Raw genomic sequence first — 17,243 nt, 5'->3', positions numbered from 1 at the left:
TCCTGATAAAACTTTCTTATCAGGACTTCACCATGTTTCAAGGTACTCGGAGCGGGACTTGAACCCGCACAACCGTTATGGTCACAAGATTTTAAGTCTTGCGTGTCTACCATTCCACCATCCGAGCAGACCTGGAGCGGAAGACGGGACTCGAACCCGCGACCCCGACCTTGGCAAGGTCGTGCTCTACCAACTGAGCTACTTCCGCAATAATTTCATCTAAATTCTTGAAAACCGGCATCACTTTGCCGAACACCTTACCAAGGTCTGTATTCATTTTTAAAGCGACTGCAAATGTAAACAGGTTTATCGGGTTTACAAAGCATTTCTCCCATATTTTGGCAGCATCGTGCCAAAAAAAGAATGGGTGAGCAACTATTACTCTTCGCCGGCGAGTTCCTCTTGTGCTGACTTCATTGCCAGTTTCTTGGCATATCCAATGAAAAAACCGGTAAAGAGCAGGTTGAGACACATTGCCAAGACGGAAATGATTAGCAATACACCACTCATATGATAACCAATGGCAATGAAGAGTACACCTGCACCCACCTCACCACGTGTGAACATCCCGATGGATACGGCTAACCGTTCGTCCATTTTCCGGTCACGGTAAAATGCCAGGGGGAAGAGTTTCCCCAGATTGGAGATGAGCGTCACCATGAACACGTGGAATGCGATCGTACCCCAAGGTAACATTGGTATCTGGGAGATATGTGAAGCTGAATTTTCAGCCACCTCCACAAAGTCGACTCCCAGGAAAAGAGGCATACTCAACCCAACAAGCATCATAAAGAGATAGGATATTGAATTGGAAACCCGTAATTCAGTTTTACCCGGCTCTATAGAGTGATCTGCTCTCATAATCATCCCCAGGATAAAGGCCGGGAGCAGGATCTCGATATGAATACTGCCACTCTCCCCGTAAAAATGTTTTGATGTAAGATAGATGGCATGAATCACCACAAAAAGTAGCACAGAGAAAAATAATATCGCCTTCCAGTCCTGACGAAATCCGTAGCTGTTCATCTTCTTCCACCCCAACCAAATCAATACAACTGCTACCACCAGGATCACAAACATCTGCCAACGCATCCCAATCATGAGGATCTGCAGTGGAATCATCAACAAAATCGTATCCAAATCGTCGAAGATAGCCAATACCTGTACTTTTTTGTAAACCCAGGTGTAACGCAATCCGGCAGCAGCCAGCATAGTGAAGAGGATGCCCGCAGAGGTGGGTGCGGCATATCGGCTCAGCAAAAAAGTCTCTTTCCAAATGTCTCCGTTCTTCCAGATTTGCAGCTCCGGGGGAGCAACGGCAAAGATATAGTAGAGTGCCACCAGTATCCACGGAAAGGCTGCCGCACCCATCGCAACGAAATAGTCGACGGTGTAGCTGCGCCATTGCTTCTTATTTATCTCGAACTCACGCCCCACATTGATCATGATGAAGGCAAGAGAGATGTAGAGCATACTGTCGGTAACCGATTTGAAAACTCCGAAGTTACCCCCCAGCAGGTGCGGTAAAATTTGTGATAATACGAGGCCTAAAACAAGTAAAAAAGAAAAAATATATACTTTCCTCATCCAAAAAGTGTTATGGTAAGCGTGTGAATACTCTTAAAAAAACCTAATAACGAATCAGGGAACAAAGATACAAATTTTCACTTTTATTCGACGTTCAAGGTTGTTAAATTATCTTTTTGACAGATCTGATGATCGAACATTCAGTTTACAATCTGATAGATACCTTCCTTATGTGGTATCACCCGATAGAGCTGAAGCGGTTCGGTGGAAGGTCCGGACACCGGGCTCCCCAACCCGTAGATTGTCACATATTGCGATCCGCAGAGGGGACAGCTTGCTGTCCCGTCCTGCTCGGGGTGTACGGAAACCTGTTTGCTGTCCTCGTGCGGACAACAGCTGTCGTAGGCATATATTGTCCCATCGGCACCAGTAACCACAAGCAGGCCGGCATATCCCATCCGGTCAGTTTCCAGACGACGGTCATCACTCCCGTAAACCTTGTATGACAAAGGGTTACGAAGATCGTGATCCATTCCGTTGAGATCGATGTTGAAATTTACCGGTGCATAGGGAATGGTGTTGCGAATGGATTCCTCCCCGCAGGAGGAAACCATCGCCACCATAAAAATCAGGAGAGATATCTTTTTAAACATTGTCTTGAAAAAACGCCCCCATCTCTTTGAGGCTCTCACTGCCGGATGCTATCACAATGTAGCCCCATCGAGGATCTGGTCGATCAGCAACAGCTCTTCCTGGCTAAAGGAGATGTTATCGAGTGCATCCAGGTTTTCATTCAGTTGATCCACGTTGCGTGCCCCTACAATAAGTGATGTCACCCCCTCATCGCGCAGTGCCCAGGCAAGTGCCATTTCAGCCATCGACTGTCCACGATTGGCAGCCACCTCATTCAGCTTTGTCACTTTTTCCACAAGCATCGATGAGACCTGTTCCCTTTGCAGGAAGCCGGCAGGATCAGCTGCACGCGAGTACTCAGGGATGCCGTGCAGATACTTGTCGGTGAGGAGTCCCTGTGCCAAAGGTGAGAAGGCAATGAATCCCGATCCGAACTCACGCGTCAAACCCAGGATCTCCTGTTCCGGTTTCCGGTTGAACATGCTATACTTATCCTGAAAAATGAGACAGGGCACATCACTATCCATCAGGTAACGCATCGCTATTCGTGCTTCTTCGGGGGGATATTTAGAGATGCCCACATAGAGAGCTTTCCCGGCACGAACAATGTCTACCAAAGCCTGCATCGTCTCCTCTATCGGGGTGAATGGGTCAAATCGATGGGAATAGAATATATCAAAATAGTCAAGCCCTGTTCTTTTGAGGCTCTGATTGATGCTCGCCATCAGCTGTTTCCTCGAGGATCCGTCTCCATAGGGCCCCTCCCACATCAGATGCCCCGCCTTCGATGAGATGATCATCTCATCGCGATGCGAGGAGAGATTCTCTTTCAGGATGCGACCAAAATTGCTCTCTGCCGATCCCGGCGGGGGACCGTAGTTGTTGGCCAGGTCGAAATGGGTGACTCCCTGTTCAAAAGCGTGAATGATCATTTCGCGTGCAGACTCGTAATCATCTGCAAATCCAAAGTTGTGCCACAATCCTAGCGATATTTGCGGGAGTTGTAGGCCACTTTTACCACAATAAGAATATTTCATAGTATCTCACAATTTAGGAAGTTAATCATTGCATTTTTCTTTCTATTTCAACATCAGTGAGGACACTGATCACCTTCAACCCGTCAGGGGTATAACCGGGAGAGGGTAAAGCAAATAGCTCACTCACCACCAGCAGCATCTCTTCCGAGGTGAGTACCCGCCCATAGGGAATGGCTGTCATGCGGGCCAATGAGAGTGCCAGCGCTTCACGGAGTTCATCTTTCACATCGTTGCCAGTGTGCATGCTACTGTCTATCATCGCCCGTATCAACTGCGAAGGATCGGTATTGCCTATTTCTGATGGCGTGCCTTGAATCCCGAAACTGTGGTTCCCGAGATGGCTCAATTCAAAACCCAGAGCCTCCAGATCGTCATGAATGGAAGGCAATGTAGCAGCCTCAGCAGCGGAGAGTTCGAGCACTTCAGGGAAGAGCACCCTTTGCGAGATACCCTTACGGTTGATGATCTGTGCCAGGTACTTGTCATACAGAATTCGCACATGAGCCCTGTGTTGATCGATGATCATCAGTCCTGATTTCACCGAAGTGAGTATAAAGCGCTGTTTGTATTGGTAATGTTCCGGGAAAAGATCCGTTTCGGGGATGTTCCGATCCTTCTCAGACTGACTGAACAGGCTACCCTGCGACCTATCCGGATCTTCACCTTGCAGGACCTCCTGCTCCACAACACCCTCTTTCTCTTTTTCAAAATCGCGATAAAGCTGTTCCCATCCCATGGAGGATGACTTCCGTTGTGATGAATTGGATCCGTTGTGATGAAATGGATTGTAATGGGGATCCACATTCACCCTTGGCATGGGGGAGCTGTGTGAAGGATCAAAGACCGGTATTTCGGGGGCATCCTCTCGATCGAAATCGATGCTGGGCATCGCATTAAACTTACCCAGTGATTCTCTGATGGTCACCAGCACAATCTGCCAGAGTGCCTGCTCATTCTCGAACTTCACCTCAGTCTTGGTGGGGTGGATGTTCACATCAATGGTCTCAGGATTCACCTGAAAATAGATGAAATAACTCGGCTTTTCATTGGCCGCGATCAACGGCTCAAAAGCTTGCATCACTGCCCTGTGAAAATAGGGATGGCGTATGAAACGGTTGTTGACAAAAAAGAATTGGCTTGCCCTACCCTTTTTGGCAAACTCAGGACGAGCCACATAGCCGGAAATCTTACCAAGAGTGGTCTCTTCGTTGATCTCTATCAGCTGCTGGTTGATGCTCTTACCTTCCAGCTGAACAATCCGTTGTCTCGTATTGGTTATCGGCAGTTGAAGGGTCTCAATCTCATTCTCAACCAGTGTGAACTCGATGTCCGGATTCACCAGCACAATCCGTTCTATCTCAGTGAAAATATTGCGTCTTTCAGTTTCGTTCGACTTCAGGAACTTGCGTCGTGCAGGCACATTGAAAAAGATATTCTTCACGGCGATGGAGGTGCCGGCAGCACAAGCAAGAAACTCCTGCTTCTCCAGCTTCGAGCCAGTAATCAACAGGCTGCTGCCCAGCTCATCCTCCCCTCTGCGGCTCTTCACCTCCACCTGTGAGATGGCAGCGATGGAAGGCAACGCCTCGCCCCTGAAACCCATCGTGGAGAGGGCGAAGAGATCGTCTGCACTGCGTATCTTTGAGGTGGCATGGCGCTCGAACGCCATTCGCAAATCGGTCGCAGACATGCCCTTTCCGTTGTCAATCACTTGCACAAGCGTTCGCCCCGCATCCTTGATAAGGATACGGATTTTGGTAGCTCCAGCGTCAAGTGCGTTTTCCACGAGTTCCTTCACCACCGATGCGGGTCGCTGAATCACTTCGCCGGCAGCAATCTGGTTGGCAATGGAGTCGGGAAGCAACTGAATAATGTCAGGCATAGGCAATTCAGTTTTGTAACTATCGTATGATCCAGAAGTAGAAAATGGCAAACAGAAGAGCGATGATCAAAATGAGCACCAGGTTATTCGTCAGGAAAGAGCCTTTGCCAGCTGACTCCCTCTCCTTACGTTTCCTGAGGTGGCGTGTCTGAGAGACAAACTCCGACTTGAACGCTTTGGGCTCTTGTTTCGGCTCATCCGGGATCACCCCCATCTCCTTTTTGATCTCAAGGATCCGTTTCTCCAGCTTCTTCTTCCGGGCTTCCTCATCCTCGTTGTAAAGGATGGGAGTGTACCCGAATTTGCGGGGTTTTCTGTTGTTGTAAAAGAAGAATGCCATAGATGAATGCATGTTGTTTGATACAAAGATAGGGGATTGAGCGCGCAATGACAAATACTGATCCCCTTAAAGGGTGATATCCTCGCGTTTGAAACGACGTGGGCGCTCTTCGGTAGCCTCCGAGGCGCGGCGTTCGTTGCTGCGAAAGATATCATCCGGCCCCGTGGGGCGCAGATAGTCGAGCCAGGCAAACCCTTCCAGCCGATCATCTCCCTCATTGAGCTGTGGCAGAGGGGTGGTCACCGCCGAGGTGGTAGACCATAGCTTCAATCGTTTGATCTGGTTGTTCTCGATGTCCATGGATAAATAGGGACTCTCGGTTTTATTGAGTCCGATGATGGTACTATCTTTTTGCAGCAGATAGTATAACGACTGTGCATTTCCTTCCACCAGCAAATGATAGAGTTCCCCATCACGAAAATGGGCTGTCATATCTCTGCCACTCAACTGATTGTATTGGCCACCAGCATTCCTGTCCTGAATGGCAAAGGCATAATCGCTGATGACTGCTTTCTCCAGGGTAGAGTCATTGAGCAAAAGACTTATACGGTCACCGAGTATCTGATTGTTTTCATTCCACAACACCGGATTGCCGGTGAGGTAGACCATTGAGTCGCGTGAAGAGTAGTGCAGTGAATCGCAGAGACCCTGAATGTCGGAACGGTAAAAACGCACCTGGTAATAAGCCTTGATGTCACGATAGGTGGAATCGGCTTTCATCACCAGCGTATCACCGTGAATGAACATACTCTCCTCCTGAGAATAATCGATGGCAAAAGCAGAGTCGGTGGCCAGTCCATACTCAGTCTTCTCGTTGTAGAACCCGTAGTTGCCCTGAAGGATTGCTTTACGGACTGTGTCCTCGAGATACATATTGCCAAACACCTCACCCTCTCCACTCAGGCGATTGTAGAGGATGGTATCGCCAATCAACACCTTGGAACCATCATTGCTGTATACCTCCGAGCGATCCAGCAACCGGGCATCCTCGGTAACCGTATGGTACCAACCATTGCTGGTATGGACATAACCACTGTCCGACACGATGCGCGAAGGGCCCAGGATATCTGCATATTTCGACTCGGTATTGTATTTGAGCGTGTCAGCATAGATGGTATAATCTTCATTGACCAACTTCACGCTGTCGCTGAAGAGCGCTATCTTCGTGTCAGGGGCATACTGTCCCCAGAATGAGGTAAGTTCATTCTCTTCGTCAATCAGCATCCCACCCTCAAAGTAATATCCAAGGTTGCCTGCACGGTCGTAATCGAGACTGTCCGTAAAGAGCGTCACATTTCTATCTTCCATGCGAATATTGTTGCGAAGGCGCGCCAGGCGGCTGTTGCCCTCATAGTGCAGGTAGTCACCATATACAAAGATGGTATCACCTTGCTCCATTCGCACATTGCTGAATGCCTCAAAAGTGTTGGTCTGTTGAAAAAGATAGGCACTGTCGCAAAACATATAGGCCCCCTCGTGAAAGAAGATCACGTTGCCCGTCAGTATCTCCGCGTCAAAGCCGGTACGCTTGCTCCAGAGGTCTGCCTGCCGAAGCTCAACGACCTCAGTATCGGCTACGGGGGGCTGTTGCGCCACTGCTGACGCCATCAGGACGAGAAGCATACCAAATAAAAGAAGCATGCTTTTCCCTAACCGTTGTATGATTTCTCTGTTCATTGTCGGGGACAAAGGCAATTATTTCTCCCAACCCTTGTATTTGAGTTCACATCCCTGCCAGTCAGGATCGATGCGCACGTAGGTTTGCTCAATCTTCTTTTGCAGCCATTCATCCACCATTTCCTGTTGTCGCGAACTTTCGGCCATCTGCTTGATAATCTGATAGTCGTTATTGATGTTCGCCCTATGTCCCTCGTTGCGGGCGGTGATCCGGATCATGGCTGCAACCTGTCGTCCTTTGTCGTTGAGCATGATGAAAGGCTTGGAGATCTCCCCCTGCTGCATCTCACCCGCAATCTTTGCAATGTCCTGGTTCAGCTCATTGAGTGCAAACCGGGGCGTACCAGCATTGGCGCTGCGAGGTGTATTGTTCACCATGATACCCTTGTTGTTGCGTGTATCCTTGTCGAAAGAGAGATAGGTAGCTGCGTCGTCGAAAGTAATTTTCTTCTCCATGATCCCGTTGCGGATTGAATCAAGACGCACCAGGGCCGTATCGAGCGACTCCTGGGGCACACGCGGTTTGAGCAGGATGTGCCTGAAGTTGCCCATGTCACCCCTTCGCTCGATGAGCTGGATGATGTGAAAACCATACTCCGACTCAACCACGTTCGACACTTTCTTGGGATCGTTGAGGGCAAAGGCTACGTTGGCAAATTCCGGCACCAGCTGCGAACGGCTCATGAAACCCAGCTCGCCCCCCCTCATGGCTGAGGGATCCTCTGAATGAAGCAAGGCCAGCGTAGAGAATTCTCTTCCACCACTGTTCACCTCATCGGTGTATTCCCTCAGACGGGCCTTCACCTTATCGATCTCTTCTAGCGGAATTTTAGGCTCCACTGTGATGATCTGCACCTCCATCGTTGTCTGAATGAAGGGAAGACTATCCTGTGGGAGGCTGTTATAGTACTTCCTGATCTCGGAAGGGGTGAGTTGAATGTTGCCGAAATGCTTCTGCTGGACTCCTTCTACCAGCTGCTGCTCACGAATCTGTTCTCTCAGATCCTCACGAATGCCTGCGATGCTCTTGCCGTAATATTCCTCAAGACGTTCTGCCGATCCGGAGGAGGCGATGTACTCGTTGATGAGATATTCGAGTTGACGGTTTACGGCAGTCTCCTCTACTTCAATGCTGTCGAGTTTGGCCTGATCGAGGAATAACTTACGAACAGCAAGCTGTTCGGGGATAAAACAGTAGGGATCACCTTCAATGCGTTGGTTCTGCATCAGGATCTCTTTTCTGTATTCTTCCACCTCCGATTTAAGGATGGCTTCATCGCCTACCACCCATACGATCTCGTCAATCACATTGTTTTGTGAGACCACCGGCAGGGCTGATATAAGAGCCACCAGGAAGAACAATATCTGTAATGTATACTTCATAGAATCTTCTGTTAATAAAAGCAACCCAAAAGTAGTGATAATCCGCTAAGCAGCAAAATAGTTTGATGGTTAAAAGTAGTTATAAGCAATGCGTCCGGCAGGCACAACCATCAATTGCAGAGCGAAAAAAAAGGGAGATATCCCGACGGACATCTCCCCATTGTAAGAATGATCAAGCTTCTCAGCCTTCAATGGCAGCCTGTGCAGCAGCCAGCCGTGCGATAGGCACGCGGAAAGGTGAGCAGGAAACGTAGTTCAGTCCCACGGTATGGCAGAACTTCACCGAAGAAGGTTCTCCCCCATGCTCTCCACAGATACCGCACTTGAGGGTGGGCTTCACCTCACGTCCCTTGGCAACAGCCATGCGCACCAGTTGTCCCACACCATTCTGGTCGAGCACCGCGAAAGGATCATGTTTCAGAATTCCCTTGTCAATGTACATTGGCAGGAACTTGGCAACGTCGTCGCGGCTGTAACCGAAGGTCATCTGCGTCAGGTCGTTGGTCCCGAATGAGAAGAAATCGGCTTCGGCAGCTATCTTATGCGCCGTAAGTGCGGCACGCGGAATTTCAATCATGGTTCCGATCTTATACTTCACGGAAACATTCTGCTCGGCAAACACCTGTTGAATGGTATTCTCAATGATATCTTTCTGAGCCTTGAACTCATGAACGATCCCGGTGAGCGGCACCATGATCTCAGGTTTAGCCTTGATACCCTCTTTCTTCAGTTCAATGGCAGCCTCCATGATGGCGCGTGTCTGCATCTCAGTGATTTCGGGATAGAGGTTTCCCAGACGACAACCGCGCAAACCGAGCATCGGGTTGGCCTCCATCAGTCCTTCTACCCTGTCGTGAATGTCCTTGTATGAGATGCCCATCACTTTCGCCATCTCCATCTGACCTTTCTCATCGTGCGGCACAAACTCGTGCAGCGGGGGATCGAGCAGTCGGATGGTCACGGCATGACCGCTCATCGCACGGAAGATACCTTCAAAATCCTTCTTCTGGAGAGGCAACAGCTTGTTGAGTGCCTTGCGACGTCCCTCTTCATCTTTTGCCAGGATCATCTCGCGCATCGGGATAATCTTGTCTTCCTCGAAGAACATGTGCTCGGTACGGCAAAGACCAATCCCCTTTGCACCGAAGTTACGAGCCACAGTGGCGTCGTGCGGTGTGTCGGCATTGGTGCGTACATCCATGCGGGAGTACTTATCGGCCAACTCCATCAGCTCGGCGAAATCAGCATCCAGCTCAGCGTCCTGCGTGGTGATTTTCCCAACATACACATTTCCGGTGGAGCCATCGAGTGAGATCCAGTCTCCCTCTTTCACCTCCTGCCCATTGATGGTCATGGAGCGTGACTTGTAGTCGATGATCAGATTGTTGGCAGCAGAGACACAGCACTTGCCCATGCCACGGGCTACCACAGCTGCGTGAGAGGTCATCCCGCCACGGGCTGTAAGGATACCCTGGGCGGTGGCCATACCCCTCAGATCCTCGGGTGAGGTCTCGATACGGCAAAGAATCACCTTTTTACCCTCCTTGCTCCACTCTTCAGCTTCGTCAGCATGGAATACCACCTGTCCGGCAGCAGCTCCCGGTGATGCAGGCAACCCGTGGGTGACACGCTGGGCGTTTGCCAGTGCTTTTGTGTCGAAAACGGGGTGAAGCAGTTCATCCAACTTCTCCGGATCACAACGGCGCAGTGCAGTCTTATCATCAATATATCCCTGGTGCAGCATATCGATGGCAATCTTCACCATGGCTGCTCCGGTACGTTTACCGCTGCGGGTCTGCAGAATCCAGAGCTTGCCATCCTGAATGGTAAATTCCAGGTCCTGCATATCCTTGAAATAATCCTCCAGTTTCTGCTGTACCTCAATCAGATCACGTGCACACACAGGCATTGCCTCCTCCAGTGAGGGGTATTTGGCGGCGCGTTCCTCTTCAGAGATGCCTTGTAACTTAGCCCAGCGGCGTGATCCCTCGAGGGTGATCTGCTGTGGTGTACGCACACCGGCAACCACATCCTCACCCTGAGCATCTATCAGGTACTCACCGTTGAAGATATCCTCACCGGTTGCAGCATCACGGGTGAAAGCCACACCGGTACCGGAGGTCTTACCCATATTGCCATAAACCATCGCCTGCACGTTGACTGCAGTGCCCCACTCATGGGGGAAGTTATTCATCTTGCGGTAGAGGATGGCCCGCTCGTTCATCCAGCTGTCAAAAACAGCACATACTGCACCCCAGAGCTGATCCCAGGGGCTCACAGGGAAATCATGGCCGGTTTTCTCCTTCACCGCTGCCTTGAACCTCTTCACCAGCTCTTTCAAGTCGTCGGTAGTAAGATCGGTATCCAGCTCAATGCCTTTAGCCTCCTTCATCTCATCCATGATCTCCTCGAAAGGATCAATATCCTCTTTGCTCTGTGGCTTCAATCCAAGCACCACGTCGCCGTACATCTGCACGAAACGTCGATAGGAGTCCCAGGCAAAGCGCTCGTTGCCCGATTTTTTCGCGATTCCTGCCACGGCATCATCATTGAGTCCGAGGTTCAACACTGTATCCATCATGCCGGGCATGGAGACGCGTGCTCCCGATCGAACCGACACGAGGCAGGGGTTCTCCTTGTCTCCAAACTTGGTACCTGTCAGTGATTCGATCTGCGCAACTGCCTGCTCTACCTCTTCCTTCAAAGCATCGATCACATAGTCACGTCCCAGCTCGTTGTACTCGGTACAAACCTCGGTGGTGATAGTGAATCCCGGTGGTACGGGCACTCCAATCAAATTCATCTCGGCCAGGTTAGCCCCTTTACCTCCGAGCAGGTTCTTCATATCCGCTCGCCCTTCTGCTGCGCCGTTACCAAAGGTGTAAACTCTTTTCTTTTCCATTTGATGTACAGTTATGATAAATTAAATGTTAAATGTTGATTTTTCGATTGTTACTGCAAATATAGTATTTTCCCCACGAATGATTTTTTTATGATAAATAGTTTTTATCAATATGTGATTATTTTACCGAGCCACAAGTGAGTCATTCAGCAAACGTACCCTGTCACGCGGAACACGATCCTCCACCTGAGTTTGCGGGTTGCGGGCAGAATCTGCCCCAACACTCCCCAACCGGATGTCATGTAGTTGAATGAGTGTGTTCCACTGCAACGAGTCATGCAGGTGCAGGTATCCGTAAATGCGTTTAAGAGTGTCTTCCTGAATCTCATTGATGCTATCGCCCGGAAGATATTTCATGGCGGTAACACGATATGTTTTGTTTTCAGTAATCATCTGTGGCAGATAGATGGTGGTATCTCCATATTCGAGCGTGAGCCGCGAAGAGAGTCGGTTGGAAAAATTGGGGGGAATCCCAATCACGTTGTATGAGAAACTGAATTGATCGTCTGTGATCCGTGCATTAAGTTCAGACTCCATCAGACGGAAGTTGAATCCTCTCATTGCTGCCGAGGAGGTAAAGGAGTAGTGAGGAGGAATGTAGGAGGGGGAGAGTGTGCGAGGATCCAGTATCTTCCTTGCTGCCATCCTTGAAATTTCGGCATCTGTCACTTTCCGGGCCCTTTCAAGTCGGGCCTTCACCGAGTCATTCATTTGTAGATAGAGATCAATCCTGTCTGAGTACCAGGAAAGCGAACTGTCCCATTCAGCCGGTGTGACACCATGTGACGCAAAAAGACGGTTGATGTATGCCTCTTTTTTTTCAGCAGAGTTAAACAACTGATATTCATTCTCTATGGTAGCTTCCGCCAGGTAGACATCGTAGAGGAGTTGCTCCATCTCTTTTCTGTTGAGCACCTCCTTCGGACGGTTCTGACAGGATGAGACAACAAGGAGCCACGCAAGTAAAAAAGGAAGATATGATGCAATGTTATATTTCACCTGTAACGCTATTTTCCGCTACTTCTTTTTCCAGCTTGTCCCGTTCACTTTTCGACATCAGTGAATAGGACAGAGTCTTTCGATAAAAGAGCAATATCAATATTACACCCACCGTGATGGCCGAATCGGCCAGGTTGAAAATGAACCGGAAGAAAAGAAACTCCTCACCTCCCACAAAGGGGAACCAGTCAGGATAATTCCCTTTGATCAGGGGGAAGTAAAGCATGTCTACAACCTTTCCGTGCAACAACGTTGCATAACCCTCTCCCCATGGCACGAAAGAGGCCACATGTCCCGGATAGCTGGCTTCAAAGATCACTCCGTAAAAAATGCTGTCCACAATGTTTCCCGCGGCACCTGCCAGCACCAGCGTGATACAGACGATGAACCCATTCTTGTAATTCTCCTTCACCAGCCGGGAGAGATAAATGACTATCAAGATAACAGCAATGATCCGGAAGATCGAAAGAAACAATTTGCCCCCGGCTTCAATCCCAAACGCCATCCCGTTGTTTTCCACAAAATAGATCTGAAACCAGTCTGTAATGTGTATCGCATCATACAATGCCATATGCGTCTTCACCCATATCTTGGAGAGCTGATCGACGAGAAGTACCAGAAAAACAACCGCAACGGGAATCCAACCTTTGTGATTTCTATTGTTCATACCTAACTGTTTGGGGGGAGACTGGCTACCAATGGGGAACAATCCCCCTCATCACACACGATGCCAACCTCACAACTCTCATTTTATGGTTGCAAGGGTTATCTCTTCTTTGCCGACTTGGCTTCAATGCTCAACGTAGCATGGGGTACGGCACGGAGACGCTCCTTCGGGATCAGTTTGCCGGTCTCGCGGCAGATACCATAGGTGCCATTTTCAATACGAACCAAGGCGGCCTGCAGGTTCTGTATGAACTTCATCTGCCGTTGAGCCAGTCTGCCGGCTTCCTCCTTCGAGAGGGTAGATGCCCCCTCTTCCAGCACCTTGTATGTAGGAGAGGTATCCACTGTATCGTTCCCGTCAGTGTTGGTCACCGCAGCACGGTAATTCTCATATTCCTGCCGGGCAATCTGCAATTTCTCGTTGATAATTGCACGGAATTCGTCCAATTCCTCATCTGAATATCTCGTCTTTTCGCTCATAATGATTAATGTATAAAATGGGCTGTGTCTCTCTTTTCGGAATCAGAGTCTATATACAACAACCTTGGTTTCCATAAAGTTCACATATGCATGCTACCGCATGGTTGCGCAAAGATAACGATAAATCGGATATCTTTCAACTGTTTTTCTCAATGCCAATGGTGAGCGTCTGTTCATCAATCTCAATGGTATCTCCCAACGGTTCATTTGTCAGCGTGATCTCGTCGGCCAGTACCTGGTTGCAGATATAAACCGCATGTTCGGTTACCGCTTCATCAAATGCAGGGTGTGAGGAGAGTCGGATGGTGATACGATCCGTGATCTCAAATGCCTTGGCCTTACGCAGGTTCTGAATACGGTTCACCAACTCGCGGGCAATGCCCTCCTTCTCCAACCCGGGAGTGATCGTGATATCGAGGGCCACGGTGAGACGCCCCTCACTACCCACCAGCCAGCCGGGAATATCCTCCGAAAGGATCTCCACATCCTCTGTGGTGATGATGACCTCCTGCGCATCGATCATCATCCGCAGCGAACCCCCCTGCTCCAGAGTGTTGATCTCCTGTTGTTCGAGCTGTTGAATGTGTGCTGCAAGCTGTTTCATGATCTTCCCATAGCGCGGACCCAGCTTCTTGAAGTCGGGCTTCACCCGCTTCACCAGCATCTCACTTGCTGAATCAATAAAATCGAGCGACTTCACATTCACCTCATTCATGATCAAAGACTTCACCGCTTCAACATTCCTCTTTTGCTGATCATTCAGCACCGGGATCATGATTTTAGAGAGCGGTTGCCTCACCTTGATGTTCACCTTCCGGCGAAGCGCCAGCACAATGGAAGATGCGGTCTGGGCCAGGTACATCTGTTCCTCCAGCTCCTTGTCTATGAGCGTCTCATCCGCTTGCGGGAAGTCGGTCAGGTGTACCGACTGATCCGTCTCTTTGCTTCCGGGTGCGATCAAATCGAGATAGAGCCGGTCGGCATAGAAGGGTGCGATGGGAGACATCAACTGCGCCACCGTGACAAGGCACTGATAAAGGGTCTGGTAAGCCGACAGCTTGTCGTCGCTCATCTCTCCGCCCCAAAAACGTTTGCGGTTAAGGCGTACATACCAGTTACTCAGGTTGTCATTCACGAAATCGGCGATGGCACGTCCTGCACGCGTGGGTTCATAAGCGTCGTAGGCCTTATCCACTTCCTCCACCAGGCTGTTCAGCAACGAGATAATCCAACGATCGATCTCCGGCCGTCTGGAGATCTCGATTTGGGGATATTGCGCATGGAACCCATCGACGTTGGCATAGAGTACGAAGAAGGAGTATGTGTTGAAGAGAGTACCGAAGAACTTCCTCCTTGCCTCTTCAACGCCCTCGATGTCAAACTTCAAGTTTTCCCAGGGTGCGGCGTTGGTAATCATGTACCAGCGGAGTGGGTCTGAGCCATATTTGCCGATGGTCTCAAACGGATCGACAGCGTTGCCGAGTCGTTTCGACATTTTGTTTCCGTTCTTATCAAGTACCAGACCGTTAGAAACAACGTTCTTGAAAGCCACACTCCCTTTCACCATGGCTGCAATGGCATGCAGGGTATAAAACCAGCCGCGTGTCTGGTCTACCCCTTCCGCAATGAAATCGGCGGGGAACACCTTTGCGAACGCATCCTCTGTGATGTGTGGATAGAAGACCTGTGCGAAGGGCATGGCACCACTGTCAAACCAGACGTCAATCAGGTCCGTCTCACGACGCATGGGCTGTCCACTGTTGGAGACCAGTAAAATTTGATCTACGTAAGGCCGGTGCAGATCGATCTGCTCATAATCCAGCTCCTTGTAATCCCTCAGATCCAACTCTTTCCAGGGAAGCTCCTGCATTACACCGGCCTCAACGGCTTTCTGCATCTCCTCGTAGAGTTCTTTTACACTGCCGATACACTTTTCTTCCTTCCCGTCGTCGGTACGCCAGATGGGCAACGGTGTACCCCAATAACGGCTGCGGCTCAGGTTCCAGTCCTGAAGGTTCTCAAGCCACTTGCCGAAGCGGCCGCTACCGGTGGACTGGGGTTTCCAGTTGATGGTGTCGTTCAACGCGATCATCTCCTCACGGCAGGCCGTGGAGCGGATGAACCAGCTGTCGAGGGGATAATAGAGCACCGGTTTGTCTGTGCGCCAGCAATGGGGGTAGTTATGGACCTGCTTTTCGATGCGGAAAGCCCTGTTCTGTTGTTTCAGCATCACGGAGAGATCCACATCGAGCGTGGCATCCTCCTCTGTCAACGCATCGTCATAGGCATTCTTCACATACCTGCCGGCGAACTCACCATAGAGGTCGCTGTTGATATGCTCCTTCACAAATTGCGGATCAAGCTCTTCAATGGGGTAAAACTTACCGGTGAGGTCCACCATGGGACGTTGAATCCCCTCCTTGTCGGTCAGGGTCAGACCCGGCACATCATGCTCCTTGCCCACACGGGCATCATCAGCCCCAAAGGTGGGGGCAATGTGCACGATGCCGGTACCATCCTCGGTGGTAACAAAATCACCGGTCACCACCTGAAAGGCGTTGTCGGTCACCTTCACCCAAGGGATCAGCTGTTCGTAACGGATACCCGCCAGTTCCGATCCATTCCAGACCTTGTCGAGCACCCTGTATGGAATATTCTTATCACCGGCCTTGTAGTCGTTGAGCGACAGCGCGGCATTCTTTTCCGGGAAATAGAGATGCACCAGGCTCTTCGCCAGCACTGCCGTTATCGGTTTTCCACTATAGGGATTGTAGGTTTGGACTGCTACATATTCGATGTTTTTCCCGACAGCCAACAACATGTTCGAGGGCAGTGTCCAGGGGGTGGTGGTCCATGCCAGGAAGAAGGGATCGCCAAAGTCTTGCCATTCCGGCAGGGGGTTCTTCACCAGAAACTGGGCCGTGCAGGTGGTATCCTTCACATCACGATAGCATCCCGGCTGGTTCAGTTCATGGGTACTCAGCCCGGTACCCGCGGCGGGCGAATAGGGTTGTATGGTATATCCCTTGTAGAGCAGCCCCTTCTTGTAAAGCTCCTTGAGCAGATACCAGAGTGTTTCGATGTAACGATTGTCATAGGTAATGTAGGGATCACTCATGTCAACCCAGTAACCCATCTTACGGGTCAATTCCTCCCATTCACGGGTATATTTCATCACTTCGGTACGACAGGCAGCGTTGTACTCCTCCACACTGATCTTCTTGCCGATATCCTCTTTGGTGATGCCGAGTGACTTCTCCACACCCAGCTCAACCGGCAAACCGTGGGTATCCCAACCCGCTTTCCGGTCGACCAGGAACCCCTTCATTGTTTTGTAGCGACAGAAGATATCCTTGATGGAGCGGGCAATGACGTGATGAATACCGGGCATTCCGTTTGCCGATGGGGGCCCTTCATAAAAAACAAATTGGGGATGCCCTTGACGCATCTCCAGGCTTTTTCTGAACAGATCCTTGTCATCCCACTCTTTCAGCATTTCCTTGTTTATATCTGAAAGATTCAACTGATTGTATTCCGGAAACCTATTACTCATTGTCAATGAATTTATACCATGCAAATTTGAAGATGCAAAGGTAGCAATAAATTGAGAATTGACAATTGAAAATAGATGGGATCAAAAAGTGATTGTTGCTGTTAATAGCAGACTCAGGGAATAACGAATCCGAGAGGAATTCTCAAGACATGGGCTTGTGCCCC

The 17,243-nt window shown here is 49.9% G+C and carries 12 protein-coding genes and 2 tRNA genes; all 14 read right to left on the bottom strand.

Annotated features, from left to right (window positions below):
- Positions 1-43: 43 nt before the first annotated feature.
- The 14 genes from JS578_09075 to JS578_09010 all read right to left on the bottom strand — a co-directional run bounded on the left by JS578_09075 (position 44) and on the right by JS578_09010 (position 17,079).
- Positions 44-127: transfer RNA gene (locus tag JS578_09075), tRNA-Leu, on the bottom strand.
- Between the two features lie 5 nt (positions 128-132).
- Positions 133-208: transfer RNA gene (locus tag JS578_09070), tRNA-Gly, on the bottom strand.
- A gap of 170 nt (positions 209-378) precedes the next feature.
- Positions 379-1,587, bottom strand: coding sequence for a sodium:proton antiporter (locus JS578_09065; protein ID QRX63032.1), 1,209 nt, complete (start codon positions 1,585-1,587; stop codon positions 379-381).
- A 140-nt stretch (positions 1,588-1,727) separates the two neighbouring features.
- The gene (locus JS578_09060; GenBank protein ID QRX63031.1) at positions 1,728-2,180 is read right to left on the bottom strand and encodes a Rieske 2Fe-2S domain-containing protein; all 453 of its coding nucleotides are present in this window, start codon (positions 2,178-2,180) and stop codon (positions 1,728-1,730) included.
- Between the two features lie 51 nt (positions 2,181-2,231).
- Positions 2,232-3,197: an aldo/keto reductase gene (locus tag JS578_09055; protein ID QRX63030.1), complete on the bottom strand. Its 966-nt coding sequence runs from the start codon at positions 3,195-3,197 to the stop codon at positions 2,232-2,234.
- Positions 3,198-3,222: 25 nt separating this feature from the next.
- The gene (gene mutL, locus JS578_09050) at positions 3,223-5,079 is read right to left on the bottom strand and encodes a DNA mismatch repair endonuclease MutL (protein ID QRX63029.1); all 1,857 of its coding nucleotides are present in this window, start codon (positions 5,077-5,079) and stop codon (positions 3,223-3,225) included.
- Positions 5,080-5,098: 19 nt separating this feature from the next.
- Positions 5,099-5,419, bottom strand: coding sequence for a hypothetical protein (locus JS578_09045; GenBank protein ID QRX63028.1), 321 nt, complete (start codon positions 5,417-5,419; stop codon positions 5,099-5,101).
- Positions 5,420-5,485: 66 nt separating this feature from the next.
- A complete protein-coding gene (locus tag JS578_09040; protein QRX63027.1) occupies positions 5,486-7,060 on the bottom strand; it encodes a hypothetical protein in 1,575 nt (524 codons plus the stop codon).
- A gap of 54 nt (positions 7,061-7,114) precedes the next feature.
- Positions 7,115-8,479, bottom strand: coding sequence for a peptidylprolyl isomerase (locus tag JS578_09035; GenBank protein QRX63026.1), 1,365 nt, complete (start codon positions 8,477-8,479; stop codon positions 7,115-7,117).
- A gap of 181 nt (positions 8,480-8,660) precedes the next feature.
- Complete coding sequence (locus JS578_09030) at positions 8,661-11,381, bottom strand: pyruvate, phosphate dikinase (protein QRX63025.1); 2,721 nt, start codon at positions 11,379-11,381, stop codon at positions 8,661-8,663.
- A 123-nt stretch (positions 11,382-11,504) separates the two neighbouring features.
- Positions 11,505-12,380, bottom strand: a complete 876-nt coding sequence (locus JS578_09025; protein QRX63024.1) for a DUF4296 domain-containing protein — start codon at positions 12,378-12,380, stop codon at positions 11,505-11,507.
- Positions 12,370-13,047, bottom strand: a complete 678-nt coding sequence (locus JS578_09020) for a lipoprotein signal peptidase (protein ID QRX63023.1) — start codon at positions 13,045-13,047, stop codon at positions 12,370-12,372. Before JS578_09020 ends, JS578_09025 begins: the two co-directional genes overlap by 11 nt.
- 98 nt (positions 13,048-13,145) lie before the next feature.
- Entirely contained in the window at positions 13,146-13,526 is a 381-nt protein-coding gene (locus JS578_09015) for a TraR/DksA family transcriptional regulator (GenBank protein ID QRX63022.1), read from the bottom strand.
- 136 nt (positions 13,527-13,662) lie between these two features.
- Positions 13,663-17,079: an isoleucine--tRNA ligase gene (locus JS578_09010; GenBank protein ID QRX63021.1), complete on the bottom strand. Its 3,417-nt coding sequence runs from the start codon at positions 17,077-17,079 to the stop codon at positions 13,663-13,665.
- Between the last annotated feature and the right edge of the window lie 164 nt (positions 17,080-17,243).

The sequence above is a fragment of the Dysgonomonadaceae bacterium zrk40 genome, assembly GCA_016916535.1.
Lineage (GTDB): Bacteria > Bacteroidota > Bacteroidia > Bacteroidales > Dysgonomonadaceae > Proteiniphilum.
The sequence above is the reverse complement of the archived record's forward strand: the minus strand, read 5'-3'. Positions and strand labels throughout refer to the sequence as shown.

Coding starts and splice junctions, on each gene's coding strand:
- JS578_09065 (QRX63032.1), bottom strand. CDS start 1,587: ATGAGGAAAGTATATATTTTTTCTTTTTTACTTGTTTTAGGCCTCGTA.
- JS578_09060 (QRX63031.1), bottom strand. CDS start 2,180: ATGTTTAAAAAGATATCTCTCCTGATTTTTATGGTGGCGATGGTTTCC.
- JS578_09055 (QRX63030.1), bottom strand. CDS start 3,197: ATGAAATATTCTTATTGTGGTAAAAGTGGCCTACAACTCCCGCAAATA.
- mutL (QRX63029.1), bottom strand. CDS start 5,079: ATGCCTGACATTATTCAGTTGCTTCCCGACTCCATTGCCAACCAGATT.
- JS578_09045 (QRX63028.1), bottom strand. CDS start 5,419: ATGGCATTCTTCTTTTACAACAACAGAAAACCCCGCAAATTCGGGTAC.
- JS578_09040 (QRX63027.1), bottom strand. CDS start 7,060: ATGCTTCTTTTATTTGGTATGCTTCTCGTCCTGATGGCGTCAGCAGTG.
- JS578_09035 (QRX63026.1), bottom strand. CDS start 8,479: ATGAAGTATACATTACAGATATTGTTCTTCCTGGTGGCTCTTATATCA.
- JS578_09030 (QRX63025.1), bottom strand. CDS start 11,381: ATGGAAAAGAAAAGAGTTTACACCTTTGGTAACGGCGCAGCAGAAGGG.
- JS578_09020 (QRX63023.1), bottom strand. CDS start 13,047: ATGAACAATAGAAATCACAAAGGTTGGATTCCCGTTGCGGTTGTTTTT.
- JS578_09015 (QRX63022.1), bottom strand. CDS start 13,526: ATGAGCGAAAAGACGAGATATTCAGATGAGGAATTGGACGAATTCCGT.
- JS578_09010 (QRX63021.1), bottom strand. CDS start 17,079: ATGAGTAATAGGTTTCCGGAATACAATCAGTTGAATCTTTCAGATATA.